Below are 16,298 nucleotides of genomic sequence, written 5' to 3' on the forward strand. Positions count from 1 at the left end.
GCAGCGCATCAGAAAATGACATGACCCTCCTGGATCATGCACCGGACACTCAGAGCATGGAGGATTTCCTCACTAGTCCGAACTGGATGGAGCATCCGGTTCTGCTGCAAGACGATGCCGGCAGCATCTGGCAGCTCCACAAGAGGCGCATCGACCTGCGCGTGGTGCGAAGGCTCTTAAAGGATCCCCGTGCCACGGTCATACTCGGCGAATGCGGCGGCACACACCCGCGCCTCCTCGCGCACTCCGAACGATCTGGGTTTTGGAGCAAGGTCAAAAACAACTACCAGGGTCCTGGCGGAGACTGGTCAACCGGCCGTTTCCTGGCGCACGAGTTCCGTACTCATGATGATCGGCGGATGCTGTTCATAGAAGAGCATTGCTGACCGCGCATCGCGCCTTGCGCCAGCGGGCCTCTGCGGCCTCGATCAACCGCTGATACCTGACCGCGTGCGCGGCCGGGCGGGGAACCCTCCCGGCCGCGCCTGCACCAGATCCCCGCGCGACCAGCACATCCAGGCCATCGAGCACCCGCTTGCGGGTCTCCACAGCTCCGCACCCCCCGACCAGTCGGCCGCTACTTCACCTGCCCGGGATCACGGCTGGCCGGTGGCCCACGCCTGTACGGCGTCGAGGAACTCCGGGCCGCCCACGACGTATCCGCCGATGGTTCCACCGATCAGCGCACCCACGGGAATGCTGATCCCCCATATCAGGGGCAGACACGCCCCGAGGATGCCGCCCACGATGGCACCGCCGACGACGCCGGGCAGGTTCTTGTTGATCTGCTCCTTGAGTCGGTCATAGGAGCTGATGTCCTGCAGTTGCGCAATATCTTCTGCCGTCGGGGTCGGTGTCAGCGTCAGGGTGCGGCCGTCCGCACCGATGTGCTGCGCAATCGCGATCGAACGCCCGTCGACGGCGTACCACTGCGGCATTTCGGTCACCGCCGCTCCGTCGCGGGACTCGAGCACCACCGCACCGTCCTCCGCGATCTCGAACTCGCCATTCTCGACGGTGGTGATAATGCCCCTGTCGACTGGCGAAACGGTGATCTGGTAGTTGATTCCGTGATCCACACCGGAAGTCGTGCCCCCCGCAGTCACCGCAGTCGGCTGCTCCGTTACGGCCAGCTCTGCATGGGCGGTTGCCGCAGTGACACCCACGGCCGAGATGGCCACGAAAACGGCAGCAGTGATTTTCTCGAACTTCATCCTTCGAATCCCTCCACTCAACTGCCCCTGATGGGCGGACCGAGTCAGACCTTAAGCGGTGTCGAATTCAATGGCGTGCAGCGCGCCACACACAGTTCGAAGTCACTGCATTCCGGTTTTCCATGTCTCCGGTGCTGCCCTTGCGGGTGCCGCAGCGAGCGGAAGGTCGCCGGGAAGATCCTGCGTGTCAGCGCTCTCGCTCCAGCTGGGCGAACCGGGTGAGGGCGGGCAGCGCGGCGGCGAGTGCCCGTCGGTGTGCGGGGCTCAACTCGGAGACCATCGGAACCAGGTACCGGACCCGGTCGTCGTGGCGGGTTTGCCGCACCTGCCGGCCTGCCTCGGTGAGGTGCACGATCACGGCCCGTCCATCACCAGGGTCACGGCGGCGCCGCACCAGCCCATCGCGCTCCAAGCGCGTGATGAGCTGAGTGATGCCCGGCTGGGTCATCTGCTCGGTCTCGGTCAGATCGGTCAGCCGCGCCGGGCCCCGGTGAGCCAGGGTGTCGAGCACCGACAGTGTGGTGAACGGCAGCTTCTCCCGTACCGGGATGCGGATGTAGACGCGGTTGAAGTCCTCGATTGCCGCGGCGAAGGCGTCCACGTCGAAATCGTCGATGTCGTCCACACGAGCAACTATATCCGGGAATTATAAAAGTTGCTTAAATAAGCTACTTATGTAAGGTCGACACCACACGGCGTAGGAGAGCCAGATGAGCGACAGCACCCACGATGCCCGACCGTTCCCCTTGACGCCGACGAAGATTCACGTCCCCGACAGCGTGCTCACCGACCTGCGGCAGCGCCTGGATCTGACCCGCCTGCCCGATGATGTCGGCAATGAAGACTGGTATTACGGCGTGCCTCGCAGCTATCTCCAGGAGCTCGTGGACTACTGGCGCAGCGGATACGACTGGCGCGCAGCCGAAGCCGAGATCAACACCTACCAGCATTTCAATGTCGAAATCGACCGTGTACCAGTGCATTTCATGCGCAGGCCCGGCGTCGGGCCGAATCCGACGCCGCTGATTCTGACACATGGCTGGCCCTGGACGTTCTGGCACTGGTCCAAGGTCGTCGACTTGCTGGCGGATCCGGGGGCGCACGGCGGTGATCCGGCCGAGGCGTTCGACGTGATCGTGCCCTCGTTTCCCGGCTTCGGGTTCTCCAGCCCGCTGGCGAACCGCCCGGATGTGAACTTCTGGAAGGTCGCCGACCTCTGGCACACCCTCATGACCGATGTTCTGGGCTACGAGAAATACGGTGCCGCCGGCTGCGACGTGGGCGCGCTGGTCACCGCGCAGCTCGGCCACAAGTACGCCGACGAGTTGTCTGCCATCCACATCGGATCTGGACTGAAACTCACCCTGTTCAACGGCGATCGTGCCTGGGATTTCAGCGGCGGCCTGCCGATTCCCGACGGCCTGCCCGCGGAGGTACGCGCACGAATCGTGGAGCTGGACAAGCGTTTCGCCGTCCACCTGGCCGCGCACCTCCTCGCCCCGAGCACCCTCGCCCACGCCCTGTCCGATTCCCCGGCGGGCATGCTGGCATGGATCCTGGAACGTTGGTTCAAATGGAGCGACAACGGCGGCGACATCGAAACCGTGTTCAGCAGAGACGATCTCCTCACGCACGCCACGATCTACTGGGCCACCAACACCATCGGCACCTCGATACGCCTCTACGCCAACCACAACCGCTACCCCTGGACGCCTTCCCACGACCGTCTCCCGGTCGTGCAGGCCCCCACCGGCATCACCTTCGTGGGCTACGAGAACCCACCCGGGGTCAGCACCGCCCAACGCGTCGAACACTTTCGCGCCAGCGACCGCGCCCAGTGGTACAACCACGTCAACCTCACCGTCCACGACCACGGCGGCCACTTCATTCCCTGGGAGATCCCCGACCAATGGACCGGCGACCTACGCCGCACCTTCCGGGGACGGCGCTGACCGAGGGGTGACACCGCTGCGATGCCACCCCTCGGTGTGCTCGGTGGAAGTTGTTGCCCGCGTTGGTGTGTGGGTGAGGTCTCCGGGTAGGCGGGCCGCGAGCCCGCACTCACCACTTCGAGACAGCACCCAGTAAGGGCACGCGGGACCGGCGCGCTATCCGCGTTCGGTCAGGGATGCGATCAGCGGGAACTTGGCGTTGAGGGTGATCGCCGTAGCCGGAGTGGGGTTCGGGTTCTCGATGGTCAACTCGAACCGCCGCATGATGGTCGACAACGCGAGTTGCATTTCCATCATCGCGAACGCGTTGCCGATGCAGAGGTGTCCGCCCGCCCCGAAGGGCAGGTAGATGTTCCGGTCGCGAGCGGCGACCGCGTCGGCTGCGAAGCGGTCCGGGTCGAAGGTGTCCGGCTGATCCCAAACCTCGGGATTGCGGTGTGCGTGATAGAAACTGAACATCACCGGAGTGCCTGCCGGGATGAGGTGGCCCCCGATCTCATCGTCCTCGCGGGCGCGGCGTTGCCCCATCCACGCCGGTGGCATCAGCCGCAACGCCTCCTCTATCACCTGCTTGTTGTAGGCCAACGTGGGCAGGTCGGTCATGGTGGCGTGACCGCCGGGCAACGCGGCGTCGACATCGTCACGCAGCCGCTCACGCACCTCCGGATGCAATTGCAGGAACAGAATGGCCGATGTCAGTGCCGAGGAGCTGGTTTCGTGACCGGCGAAGAGCATGGTGACGAGCTCGTCGCGCAACTCTTTGTCGGTGAACTTCTTGCCGGTCTCGGCGTCGGTGGCGTTCATGAGCATGGCCAGCAATCCGCCGTTGTCGTTGTCGCGGAGCTGGTCGATCACCGAGTAGACGATGGCATCCATCTCGCCGAGCGCCCGCCAGAAGCGGCGGTGGCTCGGAGTTGGAAACTGCAAGGGGATCAACGGCATCCGGATGAACTTTCCCAGTTCGTCGTTCACCCGCTGTGTCGCGTTGGAGAAACCGGTCACCTCTGGTCCCTGCGGATCCATCCCGAACAGAGCCCGCACCACGACCCGCAATGTGAGGTGGCTCATCTGCTCGCCGACATCGATCGTTCGGCCGGCCCGGGCGTGTTCGGCCCATTCGTCGCACATGGCGTCGATCTCGGCCACCATGATCTCGCTGAGCCCGTTGATCTTCTTGTGGTGAAAGGCGGGTTGCACGAGGCGCCGGTTATGTCGCCACTTGTCGTGGTCGGCGATGGTTGCCAGCCCGCGGCCCGCGAACAGCTCCAGGATGTCGTACATCTCGGTCTCGCGAGTGAAGTTCACCGTGCGTTCCTGCAAGATGTACTTGATGTGGTGGGGATGCGTAACGCCGACCATGACCCCGTTGATCAGCTGGAACCGAAACACGTCACCGTGCTGGGACCTAGCGTCGGAGAGGAAATTAATCGGGTCGGTGAGAAAGCGTTTGGTGTTGCGGAGGCGGCCAGAGACCATCGGTGGCAACGCACCGACACTGGTGGAGATAGACGTCACCGCACCAAGTAAAGCCGAGTGCGCAGCATTTGCCACGGTTGGCAAAATGCGCCCGAAAACGACTGTCTTCGACTCGGCGTTTCGTGACCTGCTTTCGGGAGTCCGTTGGTTTGGGTTCCCTCCGCCCCAGGCCAGCACCACCTTGTCAACCGCGTCAACGCTTGGGCCTGACGTGGTTGCCGCCAGCAGCGCCGAATCAGCTTGAAATGCAGCGGATTCGACCGAGAATCTGTTGACCTGGGGTTTATGTCGGTTCGGGCCCTATCGGGCCCTATCCAGGATGTGGAGCATCGGGTTACCCGGGTGGGCGGGTTGCGGGGGCGGTGATCAGGGGCAGGTCCAGTGCGGTGAGGATGCCCGCTGGGGCTTGGACGACCGCCGGGACCGCGTTGACGATGCGCATGGCTGTGGCCAGTAGCGTCGCATGGTTGTGGTCGCCATTGCGGCTGGAGGTGACCAGGTCCATGGCGTAGCTGGGTTCGCCGGTGATCTCGACACGGTAGGAGCCCTCGTGGTGGGCGGGTTGCGGCCAGTCCGGGCACAGGTCGGGGCGCAGGCGCGTGACATGTTCGAGCACCGTCACGACCTGGTCCCCGACCATGCCGCGCACCTCGAAACGCAGTGCGGCCGCGGTCCCTTCGGCGATATGGCCGGTGGCGATATCGAAGGAATCCGGCGCGGGAATGCGTTCGTAGGTCTGGGTGACGGCGTCGAGAGTGACGCCGATGCCCGCCGCCAATTGACGCACGGTGCCGCCCCAGGCCAGCGATAGCACCCCCGGCTGCAACAACATCGGGATCTCGTCGAGCGGTTTGCCGAAACCCATGATGTCGAACATGACCTCACGGTTGTCGTAGCTGGCATAGTCGACGATCTCCAGACACCGCAGCTGGTCGATGCGCAGACAGGTGCCCGCGAGCGCCAGCGGCAGTAGATCATTGGCGAAACCCGGATCGATGCCATTGACCCACAGCGACGAATTCCCTTGTGCCGCAGCCTCTTGGATCGGCTTCAGCAGCTCATCCGGCAGCACACCGTAGGGGTACTGGAAGAATACCGGAGCGCACGCGACCACATTGATTCCGGCACTGAGCAGCCTGCGCAGATCTTCGACCGCCTCGAGCAGACGGTTGTCGGTCATCGAGCAATACACGACGCAATCGGGTTGCGACGCCAGTATCGCCTCGGTATCGGTCGTCGCGGTGACGCCGACCGGATGATCCAGTCCGGCAATGGTTCCCGCGTCCAGCCCGTCCTTCTTCGGACCCGAAACCCATACCCCGGTCAATTCCAGATCCGGATTCGCGATCACACCGGCCAGTGCGTGCGCGCCGACATTGCCAGTGCCCCATTGGACTACGCGGTAGGTCATGACAGATCCGGAAGTGGCAGGTCGAGATTGGGCGCGATCAGACCGCCATCGGGCTCGAGCACCTTACCGGTGACGTACTTTCCGGCTGACGACACCAAATACAGTGCGGCGGCGGCGATATCCTCGGGTTCACCGATGCGGTGCAGTGGCGTCTTCGCCTCCAGTTCCGTACGCATCGCATCGTTGCCCGCCACGATCTCCAGCGCGGAGGTCAGAATCGAGCCCGGTGCGATGGCATTCACCCGGATGCGCGGATTCAGATCCATTGCCGCCAGCCGCGTGTAGTGCGCCAGCGCCGCTTTCGCCGTCCCGTACGCCGCAAAAGCACGCCCAGGCAGTCGCCCCATGGTCGAGGTGATATTGAGAATCGAACCGCCACCGGCGGTTTCGAGAATCTTGGGCACTGCCGCACGTACCAGCGCGTGCGCATTGGTCACATTGAAGTTGAACGCCTGCACCAGCGCGTCCGGCGTGGTGTCGAGCAATGGGCACGGCAGCGCGCCGCCGACATTGTTGACCACGATATCGAGGCGTCCGAAGCGGTCGACGGCCGCGGCGGCCAGCCCGGCGGTCGCCTCGATATCACTCAGGTCCGCGGGCACCACATGGGCCTGCCGGCCCGCGGCCGTCACCTGCTCGGCGACCTCGTCCAACTGGCTCTTGGTGCGGGAGGCGATGACGACATCCGCGCCCGCCTCCGCGAAGGCCACCGCGATCGCCGCGCCGAGGCCGCGCCCCGCGCCGGTGACGACGGCGACCTGTCCGTCGATTCGGAATCTGTCCAGAATCATGCGCACTCCACAACTGTCGAATATTCGACACTGCTTGTCGTAATATTCGACATCGTAGAACCGCTCCACCGAACCGCACAAGAGGTTGTCCATGTCCGACCGGTCCCCGTCCCCACCGACCCGCCGCGTCATCGATATCGTGTCGCTGCTCGCCGCGACCCCGGAGCCGATCAGCGTCGCGGGCATCGCGGACCGCCTCGATATCGCCCGCGCCACCGCGACCGCGATTCTCGCCGAACTGGATTCGGCGGGCTGGGTGCGGCGCGATCCGAACCGCGGCTACGGCCTCGGCCCGGCGCTGGCGAATCTGCACGGCCCCGCGCTGCCGCGCGCGCTCGGCGATATTCTCACCGAACTCACCGTCCGCACCGGCTACGGCGCGACCCTCAGCCGGATCGAGCCCGAGCACCTCACGGTCCTCGATGTGCGCCACGGGCCCGAACGCGTCGTCCCCGGCATCCCGGTCGGCCATCGCATTCCGCTGCAATTTCCGGCCGGGGCCAGCGTGATGCCGTGGCGTTCGGCCACCGAACAGAACACCTGGCTGGCCACCGCGCCCGACGCGGACCGCCGCATCGCGAGCGGCCTGCTCACCCTCGTGCGCGATCGCGGCGTTGCCCTGTTCCGCCCGCGCACCGACGATGCGGGCACGGTCGAACTCCTCGCCGACCTCCTCGGTGCCATGGGCACCGAACTCGTGCAGCCGCACCTGCGGACCCGGGCCCTGCGTCGCCTCGCATTTCTCACCTCGCGACCGTTCACCAGGGCCGAACTCGACTCCGCGGCCGTACTGCCGCTGAGCTATCTCGCCGCACCGGTTTTCGATGCCGCGGGCGTGGCGGCCTACGAGGTCCAGTTGGGGCCGCTGCGCGCATCGACGACCAAACCCGAACGCGATGAATTCATCGCCGCCACCGTCGATACGGCCCGCGCACTGACGGGAGCGCTGGTGTCCTGAGCACGGTCACTTCGTCAGCGCATGTGCCGCCCCACGGTGCAATGTCACCGGCGCAGTGATCGTCGCGGTAGCGCGGCTGATCCCTTTCGCGGCCGAATTCGCCTGTTCCAGTTGGGATTTGCGATCGAAGAGGGTCCTGGTGAGCACACAGGCCAGATTCGCGTCGAGATCGTCACGGACCAGCAGCAGATTCGGCACGACAATGGTCTTCACATCGGCGGTCAGCCCGTAGACGGTGGCCGGAATTGCGCCCTCCTCGTAGACCGGATTCACCGCGTGCATGGTGCCGGAGATATCGGCGATATCGAGGAAGCGCACCTTGCCCTTGGTGGAGGTGAGCAGGTCGGTAATGCCCGGAGTGGGCAGGCCGCCGGAAAAGAACATGGCGTCGATGGAGCCGTCCTTCATACCGTCCACCGTTTTGGTGAGATCCAGACGCTGGGGCGAAATATCGGTGTCCGGATTCAGCCCGGCCGCCTGCAGTACGCGCTGGGCGATCACCTCGGTACCGGACTTCGGCGAGCCGGTGGAGACCCGTTTGCCGCGCAGATCGGCGACCGATTCGATCTCGGCGCCGGTGCGCACGATCACCTGGGTGTAATTCGGATAGAGCCGCGAAAGTGCCTGCACCGGTTGCTTTTTGCCGTCGAAGCTGGCATTGCCCATGACCGCGTCGGCGGCGGTATCGGCGAGCGCGAACGCGACCTGATAGGTGCCGGCCACCAACTGCTGAATGTTCTGCACCGACGCACCGGTTTCGGCGGCGGTCGCCTTCACCTTGCCGCCGGTGGCCTGCGAGACCTGTTCGGCGTATGCGTTGCCGAGCGCGAAGTACACGCCGGTGGAATTGCCCGTCGCGATGCCGATGCGGGTGTCATCCTTCACCTCACAGGTGACCGCGCCACCGGCATCGGACTGCGGCGTGTCTCGGCGTCCCCCGCATCCGGCCAGCAATCCGGCCGACAGCACGGCAACGGCGAATGCGATGGCAACTCTTTTCAAGTCGTCCTCCTTCGGGAGAGCAGAGTGACCCCGACGGCCGCGGTCAGCGCGACCAGACCGACGACGAGTGCGCCGGGCTCCAGGTACAACAGGGCCAGACCGGCCACCGCGGCGAGCAGCCGGGCCGCGATCCCGGCCGGACCGATGCCGAGCATCCAGCCGCCGGTCGCCACGGCCAGCGCCGCCACGCCGATACCGGCCACGATCGTCGTCCACAGCACACCGAGCACCGGCCCGTGCCCGAGCAGATATTCACCGGGTCCGCTGAGTACGAAGACGATCGGTACCAGGAAGGCGGGCAGCGCGTACTTCAGCGCCTGCCACATCGTCGGCACCGCACGCGCGCCGGTGATCGCCGCCGCGCCCACCGCCGCCAGCGCGGTCGGGGGCGTCACCTCGGACAGCACCGAGTAGTAGAAGACGAACATGGCCGCTGCGGGCGCGGACACATCCAGCGCGAGCAGTGCCGGACCGATGATCGCCCAGCCGATAATGAACGACGCGGTCACCGGCACCGCGAGCCCGAGCAGCGCGAGTGCGATCGCGGCGAGCACCACCGTGCACGCCAGCACCACGGTGTGGTTGTCCGACACCGCCTTTCCCGCACTCACCAGCACCGAGGCCAACTGCGCGCCGAGCCCGGTCTTGGTGGCGATCGCGGTGATCACCCCTGCCGATGTGCACACCGCGACCACCGGCAGCGCCGAACGCACACCGCTGCCGAGCATGTGGAAGATCCGGCGCGGTGAGCGCGCCCGGGCCCGGATGCGGGAGTCGAGGAAGGCGAGCACGAAGGCCAGTGCGGTGGCGTATATGACGGCCTTGGCGGCGCTCACGCCGATCAGCAGCAGCACCACGATCGCGATCAAAGATAGGAAGTGGTAACCGAATCGGGCCAGCAGCCGCCATACCGAGCCGACGCTGATCTCGACCTGCTCGGTGCCGAGCCGACGCGCATCGATCTCGACCGCGAGCAGAATCCCCAGGTAGTACAGCAGCGTTGGGATCATCGCCCAGCCCAGCACCGTGACATAGGAGACGTCGAGGTATTCGGCGACGATGAACGCGGCGACGCCCAGTGTCGGCGGTGACAGGATCGCGCCGACACCCGCCGCGGCGAGTACCCCCGCCGCCTGTTCCGGCGGATATCCGGCGCGGCGCAGGATCGGCCAGGTGACCGCGCCGACCGTCACCGCGGTCGCGGTGCCCGATCCGGAGACGGTGCCGAGCAGGAATCCCGAGGCGACCGTGGTGCGTCCGGCGGCACCGCGCGAGCGCCGGAATGCCGCGACCGACAGATCGACGAAGAACTGTGCCGCACCCGAGAATTCGAGTACCGCACCGTAGAGGGTGAACAGCACGATATAGCTGGCCGCGACATCCAGTGGTGTGCCGTAGAACCCGCTGCCCGAGTTGTACAGCGCATCGACGATCTGCCCGAAGTCGAGTCCGGCGTGCGCGACGGTCCACTGCTGCGGCAGGTAGCCGCCGTAATAGCCATACGCGATGAAAACCAGGCATACCGCGGGCAACACCCACCCTGTGGTGCGCCGACAAGCCTCCAGCACCAACACCAACAGCACCGTGCCCATGGCGATATCGACCGGATCGAACAACCCCTGCCGATCCAGGAACGCGTTATAGCCGCCGCCACTGGACCCGATCGCCATCGGCAGCACCGGATACAGGCATACCACCAGCGCGACCAGGGCCAGCAGCCCATCGATCGGCCCCGGACCCGCCCCGCGCTCGAGCCGGCGCAGCCCCGACCGATAGGCCAGGAACACCACCGGCAGCGTTCCGGCCAGGAAGATCACCAGGTAGTACTGACTGCCCTGCGCCAATGGCCGGAACACCTGCCACAGCACCAGCAGCGCGACCGCGAAGGCGGCCGTCGCCACGACCCACTCGGCCCACCCATGCAGCACCCGGGCGGGCCGTTCCTCGTCGTCGACCTCGATCTTGTCCGGCAGTGCCCGATGCTCCGGATCCGGTCCGGTCAGCCCGGCATCAGTCGCCCCCACCTGATGGTCGGTGGGAGACTCGGCTTCGAGATGAGCGTCCCGTGTGTCCGACATGGGCGCGACCATATCAACGCGCGACCGTCCGTATACAGCTAACAAATATGTCGCCGATAAAACAAGGCCGGCGTATGTTCTTCGCCCTAGGCAGACTTGGTCACGCGACCACCGAGCGGCGCTCCGTGCAAGATCACCCGGCGATAGGAGATCCGCCAACCACCGGCCTCGCGCACGACCGTATCGTCGTATTCCACGCTGCGGCTGCTCCCATCGGCGTGGATCGCGATCCCCTTGGACCGCACCCGAACCGCGCCGTCCGTCTCGGTGATGACCACATTCGTAATGTGGTGTCCGACCGGATTCCCGTCACCGAGTGCGACCGCCGCCTTTCGCAGCGCCGGAATTCCGCGCAGCTCCCCCGATCCGAAATCACTGAGGTCGTAAGTGATTCCGGCGGTGAACAACTCGTCCATCCGGTCCAGCTCACCCGCGTCCATGAGGTGACCGTGTAGTGCGATCAGATCGCCGATCTCGATTCGGTCCTGCGCCGACAGTGCCATGTGACGACTGTACTGCGCGGGCGCCATTGCCCGGGCCGCCCAGGACGCACCGAACCCGGCCGCCCAGGCGGCTGCCGAACGGATTGCGCGTGCCTACGCGGCCGAATCCGCCGGCGCGGCTGTCGCGCGACGGGACATGACCTTGCGCAGGAAGGTGACCCACCGCGACGGGCGGGCCGGGGTGACGGGCGGATGCCCCAGCGAGACGGCGGTTCTATCGAGGATTGCCTCGATCATCGCGTCATGTATCCAGCGGATGGCGACCGGCCACAGGATGTAGCCGATTCCGCGCAGGCGGCCGTCGATCTCGTGGCGCAAGATGCTGCTATCCGGCCACTTGCCATCCAGCACGTCGAAGGTGTGCGTGCCGGTGAGGAATGACCCGGGCGCGAGGGTGAACTGCACGCGGCGACCCGGCACCCACTCGGTACACCGATACCGAATGAGCCCATGGCCGCCGTCGGCCCCGACACCGAGCGGCCGGTCGAGCACCAGCGCGGGCCAGCCGGGCGGCCACACCGGACTGTCCGGTTCGGCGGCCCTGGCGAGCAGTGCACCGACCTGCTCCGCGGGCACCGGATACTCCCGCTGATGGATGTTTCGAACCACGACCCAACCTCCATTCGCTACCGTATGGAACGGTACCCATACGGTAGCGTATGGGGGGTGGTGCGCGAAGTCAGCTGAGCCACACAACCCAGGCGATGCGCGGCTATCCAGCCGGACGATTCGCGGGAGCGGGTTCGTACAGGACTATCGCCCACGGTGATTCGGGAGCCGGGCGGACCGCGGTGCGTCGTTCGTGCGGCCCGGTCACCGGCTCGTCGGCCGGAAATCCGGCGGCCCGGAGACGAGCGAGGGTGGCGTCCAGATCGCCGACCTTGACCGCAAGGGATGGGATATCACGCTCATCGGCACCCGCGAGCATGACTCGGGTCGGACCGATATCGAACTGCGCCCACCGGTCACCGTCGACGAATGTTGCGGTGGTACCCAATACCGCGGTGAGCAGATCGATGGCGGCGCTGAGATTGTCGGCGGGGAAAATCGTGCCGAGTCGTTCGACCGTCCCACCCTTGATCGAATCGCTGCGCGATGATGCACTCATCGGACCTCCAATGCACGGCGGAGTGCGGAAAAGGCTTGGGCGGTGGCTTCTTTCGCATCGGGCAGGCTGTCGGCCATGGTGAAGAAGCCGTGGAACTGGCCGTCGTAGCGGATCACCACGGTCGCTACCCCGGCCGCACGAAGTCGGGCTCCGTAGTCCTCCCCCTCGTCCCGCAGCGGATCGAATTCGGCGGTAATGACATAGGCGGGCGGCAGCCCGGAGAGGTCGGTGGCGCGCGGCGGTGCCGCGTAGGGGTTGGCCGCAGCACCGTCGGATCCGAGATATTGCTCCCAGTACCACTGCAAATGGTCATCGGTGACGAAGTACCCGTTGGCATTGTCCCGGTAGGACGCGGTGTCGCGCGCCGGATCCAACATCGGATAGACCAGCAGTTGGTGGACGATATCGGGCCCATTGCGATCACGGGCCATCAGCGCCGTCACCGCGGCCAGATTCCCGCCCGCGCTGTCCCCGGCGACCGCGATCCGGCCCGGCTCCCCGCCGAACGTATTCGCCTGGGCCGCAACCCATTCCAGTACCGCATAGGCATCCTCGGCCGCGGCCGGGAAGCGGTGTTCCGGCGCCTGCCGATAGTCCACCGATACCACGATCGCGCCGACACCGTTGCTCATGGCTCGGCACAGCTGATCGTGACTGTCCAGGCCGCAGATCACGAACCCGCCGCCGTGAAAGAAGACCACGATCGGCAACGAGGTGCCCGCGGGCCGATACAGGCGAACCCGCACCGGCGGCGCTCCGGCGGGCCCGGGCACCATCCGCTCTTCGACCTGGTCGACCGGAACCGGCTGCACCGGAGGAGCCGGACGAGCGGCGAGGATCCGGCGCGCCTGTGCCGCATCGAGCACCTCGGTGCCCAATGCGGGGAATGACGCCGAAGCCGCATCGACGATCGCCTGCGCCTCGGGTTTCAGCGGCATCGCCGGTACCTCACCGCTCGCCGGCGGCGCCGACCGGCGGCATCGAGCCGGGCGGAATGAACTGTCCCGCGGACAATCCGCCGTCGATGGCCAATTCCGCACCGGTGATGAAAGCCGCGGCATCGGAGGCCAAGAACGCCACCAGATCCGCCACCTCGGACGGCAGGCCGACCCGTCCCAGCGGCAGCGCGGGGAAACTCCCCGGCCCGGTGCCGAGGCCGAGATGGCCGATCATCGGGGTGGCGATGGGGCCGGGATGCACCGAATTGACCCGGATCCCCGCCGGACCGAGCTCCAGCGCCGCCGTCTTCGTCAGCCCGCGCAGTGCCCATTTGGACGCACCGTAGGCGGAATGTCCCATCAGCCCTTGCAATCCGGCCTGCGATGAGATGTTGACGATCGAACCGCCGCCCGCCGCCGCCATCGGGCCGACGACCGACTGCATGCCGATGAACGCGCCGACCAGGTTGATCCGCAGAATGCGTTCCAACTCCTCGACAGTGGTCTCGGTGAGGGCCTTCGTCGTGTAGATCGCCGCATTGTTCACCAGCACATCGAGCTTGCCGAAATCGCTCACCGCGGTCTGCACCGCGGCCGACCAGTCCTCGGCACTGCTCACATCATGGCGCACGAATCGCGAGGCGGCACCGATGGATTCGGCAACGGCCTTACCTTCGGTTTCGAGCACGTCGGTCAATACCACGCTGGCACCCGCCGCGGCGAACAGCCGAGCCTCCTCGGCACCCTGTCCCCGCGCGGCGCCGGTGATCAGCGCTACCTTGCCGGTCAGATCGATCATTGTCTGCTCCTTGCCAATTCAGTTGTGACTAGCTCTTGCGGAAGTGCGGGATGACCTTCTCGCCCCAGTGCCGAATCGTCTCCAGGCAGGCCTCCTGCGGCACGGTGCCCATCTGGATCAGGCACAGGATCTCGTCGGCACCGGCCGCCTGCAGCCGCTCGACGTAGGCGATGGCGTCCTCGGGACTGCCGTAGGCGTGTTCGGCATTGAAAACCGAAGTGGCCCCCGCCTTCACCGGAATCTTCGCCTCGTGCAGGTACGCCACATGCTCATCGGCGGCCTCGCGAATCCGGGCCATCTCGTCCACGGTCGGGTCGATGGCCTCGTCCGGCACCGGGCCCGCGCCATACCAGTGCTTGATGGACTGAGCGAAGAACCGCTGGCCGCGCGCACCGATCTGCTGCGCCTTCTCCCGGTCGTCCAGCACGATCGTCGGGCACAGCGCCGCGAAGTGGTCGTTGACCACGGTGGAGACGAACTTCTCCCCGGTCCGCTCGACAATGGCGGCATCGTAGGTGCGGCGCAGTTCGGCGATCTCCTCCACGCCCGCGAAGCCCAGTACCAGCGCACCGATTCCGTAGTCGGCGGCCAGCTTCAGGGTGTCCTTCTTGGTGCACGCCATGAACAGCGGCGGATGCGGCAGCTGCACCGGACGCGGCAGCATCGGATGCGGATCGATATCGAGCAGCTCACCGTGCCATTCGAATTCGCCCTCCGGATCCTGCCAGGCCTTGCCGATGATGCGCAGCGACTCCTCCACCTCCTGATAGGTGCGGTCGGGATCGACACCGCACATGGAGGTCTCCTGCGGCGTGGCGCCGCGGCCCGCGCCGAGGTTCACCCGCCCGTTGGAGAGCACATCGAGCATGGCCGCGCGTTCGGCCGCGCGCACCGGGTGGTTGAAGTTGAACGGCATGCACACCACGCCGTGGCCGATGCGGATCCGCTCGGTGCGCGCGGCCACCCAGGTCAGGAAGATCTCCGGCGCACTCATATGCGCGTACCACTTCAGGCCGTGGTGTTCGACCGCCCAGACGGTGTCGAAACCCATCTCCTCGGCCAGTACCGCCTGCTCGACGCAGTCGCGCAGGACCTGCCGTTCGTGATCGGCCGACGGGTTGGTCATCTGCGCCTCGAAGATCATCGAGAACTTCATGCATGGCCTCCATTTCTCAATATGCCTAGTAGAAATATTTCCGATGCTCTCGTTGAGGTCAGGTGCATGTCTCGCTAGATGGGACTGGCTCCGGTCGCCTCGCCCTCGCGCCCATAGCGTCGAATTCGACACGGCGATCGAACCGACGCCGCAGAAAGGACGGACCTGCAGTGGGTCGACTCGATGACAAGGTCGCGCTGATCACCGGCGGAGCGCGCGGAATGGGCGCCGAACACGTCCGCCGCTTCGTCGCCGAGGGCGCGCGAGTGGTGTTCGGCGATGTCCTCGACGAGCAGGGCGAACAGCTCGCCGCCGAGACCGGCGCGCGCTATATGCACCACGATGTGACCAGTGCGGCGGACTGGGCCGCCGCGGTGCGGACCGCGGTGGACGAGTTCGGCGGACTCGATGTGCTCGTCAACAATGCGGGCATGCTGCGCTTCCAGCGCATCGCCGAGATGAGCCTGGCCGACTTCACCACCATCATGACGGTGAACGTCACCGGCACCTGGCTCGGTATCAAAACCGCCGCACCCGCCATGACCGGCGGTGGCGCCATCGTGAATATCTCCTCGGTCGAGGGCTTCATCGGCGCGGCGGGCCTGTCCGCCTACAGCGCGAGCAAGTTCGCGATCCGCGGACTCACCAAATCGGCCGCCCGTGAACTCGGCAAGGACGGAATCCGGGTCAACTCCATCCATCCCGGCGGCATCGCGACCCCGATGACGGCGGCGGCGGGCTCGGGCGTCGACGGCAACAGCTTCTTCGCCGGTCTGCCGATTCCGCGCTGGGGACAGTCCGGCGAGGTCTCCGAGGCAGTGGTCTTCCTGGCCTCCGATGCCGCGAGCTATTGCACCGGAACCGAGGTTGTCGTCGACGGCGGCATGCTCACCGGCGCCGGTTACTAGGAAA

General features: G+C 66.0%; 17 protein-coding genes. 4 read left to right on the top strand and 13 right to left on the bottom strand.

Annotated features, from left to right (window positions below; genetic code table 11):
* Positions 1 to 56 precede the first annotated feature (56 nt).
* On the top strand, positions 57 to 386 hold the full coding sequence (locus ACWEO2_RS30285; protein ID WP_452408443.1) for a hypothetical protein: 330 nt from the start codon (positions 57 to 59) through the stop codon (positions 384 to 386).
* A gap of 210 nt (positions 387 to 596) precedes the next feature.
* Here the strand turns inward: ACWEO2_RS30285 and ACWEO2_RS30290 are convergent, their stop codons facing one another.
* Positions 597 to 1,214: a hypothetical protein gene (locus tag ACWEO2_RS30290; RefSeq protein WP_452408444.1), complete on the bottom strand. Its 618-nt coding sequence runs from the start codon at positions 1,212 to 1,214 to the stop codon at positions 597 to 599.
* Positions 1,215 to 1,401: 187 nt separating this feature from the next.
* A complete protein-coding gene (locus tag ACWEO2_RS30295) occupies positions 1,402 to 1,839 on the bottom strand; it encodes a MarR family winged helix-turn-helix transcriptional regulator (protein WP_452408445.1) in 438 nt (145 codons plus the stop codon).
* Between the two features lie 85 nt (positions 1,840 to 1,924).
* On the opposite strand from ACWEO2_RS30295, the gene ACWEO2_RS30300 reads away from it, so the two are divergent.
* A complete protein-coding gene (locus tag ACWEO2_RS30300; protein ID WP_452408446.1) occupies positions 1,925 to 3,166 on the top strand; it encodes an epoxide hydrolase family protein in 1,242 nt (413 codons plus the stop codon).
* 156 nt (positions 3,167 to 3,322) lie between these two features.
* On the opposite strand, the gene ACWEO2_RS30305 is transcribed toward ACWEO2_RS30300, so the two are convergent.
* From ACWEO2_RS30305 to ACWEO2_RS30315, 3 genes are all read right to left on the bottom strand, one after another.
* Positions 3,323 to 4,681 carry a cytochrome P450 gene (locus ACWEO2_RS30305; RefSeq protein WP_452408447.1) on the bottom strand — a complete coding sequence of 453 codons (1,359 nt, stop codon included), beginning with the start codon at positions 4,679 to 4,681 and terminating at the stop codon, positions 3,323 to 3,325.
* Positions 4,682 to 4,976: 295 nt separating this feature from the next.
* Entirely contained in the window at positions 4,977 to 6,053 is a 1,077-nt protein-coding gene (locus ACWEO2_RS30310) for an NAD(P)H-dependent amine dehydrogenase family protein (RefSeq protein WP_452408448.1), read from the bottom strand.
* Entirely contained in the window at positions 6,050 to 6,844 is a 795-nt protein-coding gene (locus ACWEO2_RS30315; protein WP_452408449.1) for an SDR family oxidoreductase, read from the bottom strand. The genes ACWEO2_RS30310 and ACWEO2_RS30315 overlap by 4 nt, the downstream gene beginning before the upstream one ends.
* A 91-nt stretch (positions 6,845 to 6,935) precedes the next feature.
* Here ACWEO2_RS30315 and ACWEO2_RS30320 point away from each other — a divergent pair, with 91 nt between their 5' ends.
* The gene (locus ACWEO2_RS30320) at positions 6,936 to 7,802 is read left to right on the top strand and encodes a helix-turn-helix domain-containing protein (protein ID WP_452408450.1); all 867 of its coding nucleotides are present in this window, start codon (positions 6,936 to 6,938) and stop codon (positions 7,800 to 7,802) included.
* A 6-nt stretch (positions 7,803 to 7,808) separates the two neighbouring features.
* On the opposite strand, the gene ACWEO2_RS30325 is transcribed toward ACWEO2_RS30320, so the two are convergent.
* From ACWEO2_RS30325 to ACWEO2_RS30360, 8 genes are all read right to left on the bottom strand, one after another.
* Positions 7,809 to 8,804 (bottom strand): TAXI family TRAP transporter solute-binding subunit, encoded by a 996-nt coding sequence (locus tag ACWEO2_RS30325; protein ID WP_452408451.1) that lies wholly within the window; start codon positions 8,802 to 8,804, stop codon positions 7,809 to 7,811.
* A complete protein-coding gene (locus tag ACWEO2_RS30330) occupies positions 8,801 to 10,882 on the bottom strand; it encodes a TRAP transporter permease (RefSeq protein WP_452408452.1) in 2,082 nt (693 codons plus the stop codon). The genes ACWEO2_RS30325 and ACWEO2_RS30330 overlap by 4 nt, the downstream gene beginning before the upstream one ends.
* Positions 10,883 to 10,968: 86 nt before the next feature.
* Positions 10,969 to 11,385 carry a nuclear transport factor 2 family protein gene (locus tag ACWEO2_RS30335; protein WP_452408453.1) on the bottom strand — a complete coding sequence of 139 codons (417 nt, stop codon included), beginning with the start codon at positions 11,383 to 11,385 and terminating at the stop codon, positions 10,969 to 10,971.
* A 93-nt stretch (positions 11,386 to 11,478) separates the two neighbouring features.
* A complete protein-coding gene (locus ACWEO2_RS30340; RefSeq protein WP_452408454.1) occupies positions 11,479 to 11,994 on the bottom strand; it encodes a hypothetical protein in 516 nt (171 codons plus the stop codon).
* Positions 11,995 to 12,097: 103 nt separating this feature from the next.
* Positions 12,098 to 12,493: a VOC family protein gene (locus ACWEO2_RS30345; protein ID WP_452408455.1), complete on the bottom strand. Its 396-nt coding sequence runs from the start codon at positions 12,491 to 12,493 to the stop codon at positions 12,098 to 12,100.
* Complete coding sequence (locus ACWEO2_RS30350; protein WP_452408456.1) at positions 12,490 to 13,431, bottom strand: alpha/beta hydrolase; 942 nt, start codon at positions 13,429 to 13,431, stop codon at positions 12,490 to 12,492. The genes ACWEO2_RS30345 and ACWEO2_RS30350 overlap by 4 nt, the downstream gene beginning before the upstream one ends.
* 10 nt (positions 13,432 to 13,441) lie before the next feature.
* The gene (locus tag ACWEO2_RS30355; RefSeq protein WP_452408457.1) at positions 13,442 to 14,230 is read right to left on the bottom strand and encodes a glucose 1-dehydrogenase; all 789 of its coding nucleotides are present in this window, start codon (positions 14,228 to 14,230) and stop codon (positions 13,442 to 13,444) included.
* Between the two features lie 28 nt (positions 14,231 to 14,258).
* Positions 14,259 to 15,386: an LLM class flavin-dependent oxidoreductase gene (locus ACWEO2_RS30360; protein ID WP_452408458.1), complete on the bottom strand. Its 1,128-nt coding sequence runs from the start codon at positions 15,384 to 15,386 to the stop codon at positions 14,259 to 14,261.
* Positions 15,387 to 15,556: 170 nt separating this feature from the next.
* Between ACWEO2_RS30360 and ACWEO2_RS30365 the strand changes: the two genes are divergently transcribed.
* Positions 15,557 to 16,294: a glucose 1-dehydrogenase gene (locus ACWEO2_RS30365; RefSeq protein ID WP_452408459.1), complete on the top strand. Its 738-nt coding sequence runs from the start codon at positions 15,557 to 15,559 to the stop codon at positions 16,292 to 16,294.
* Positions 16,295 to 16,298 lie beyond the last annotated feature (4 nt).

It is taken from the genome of Nocardia sp. NPDC004278 (assembly GCF_053602975.1).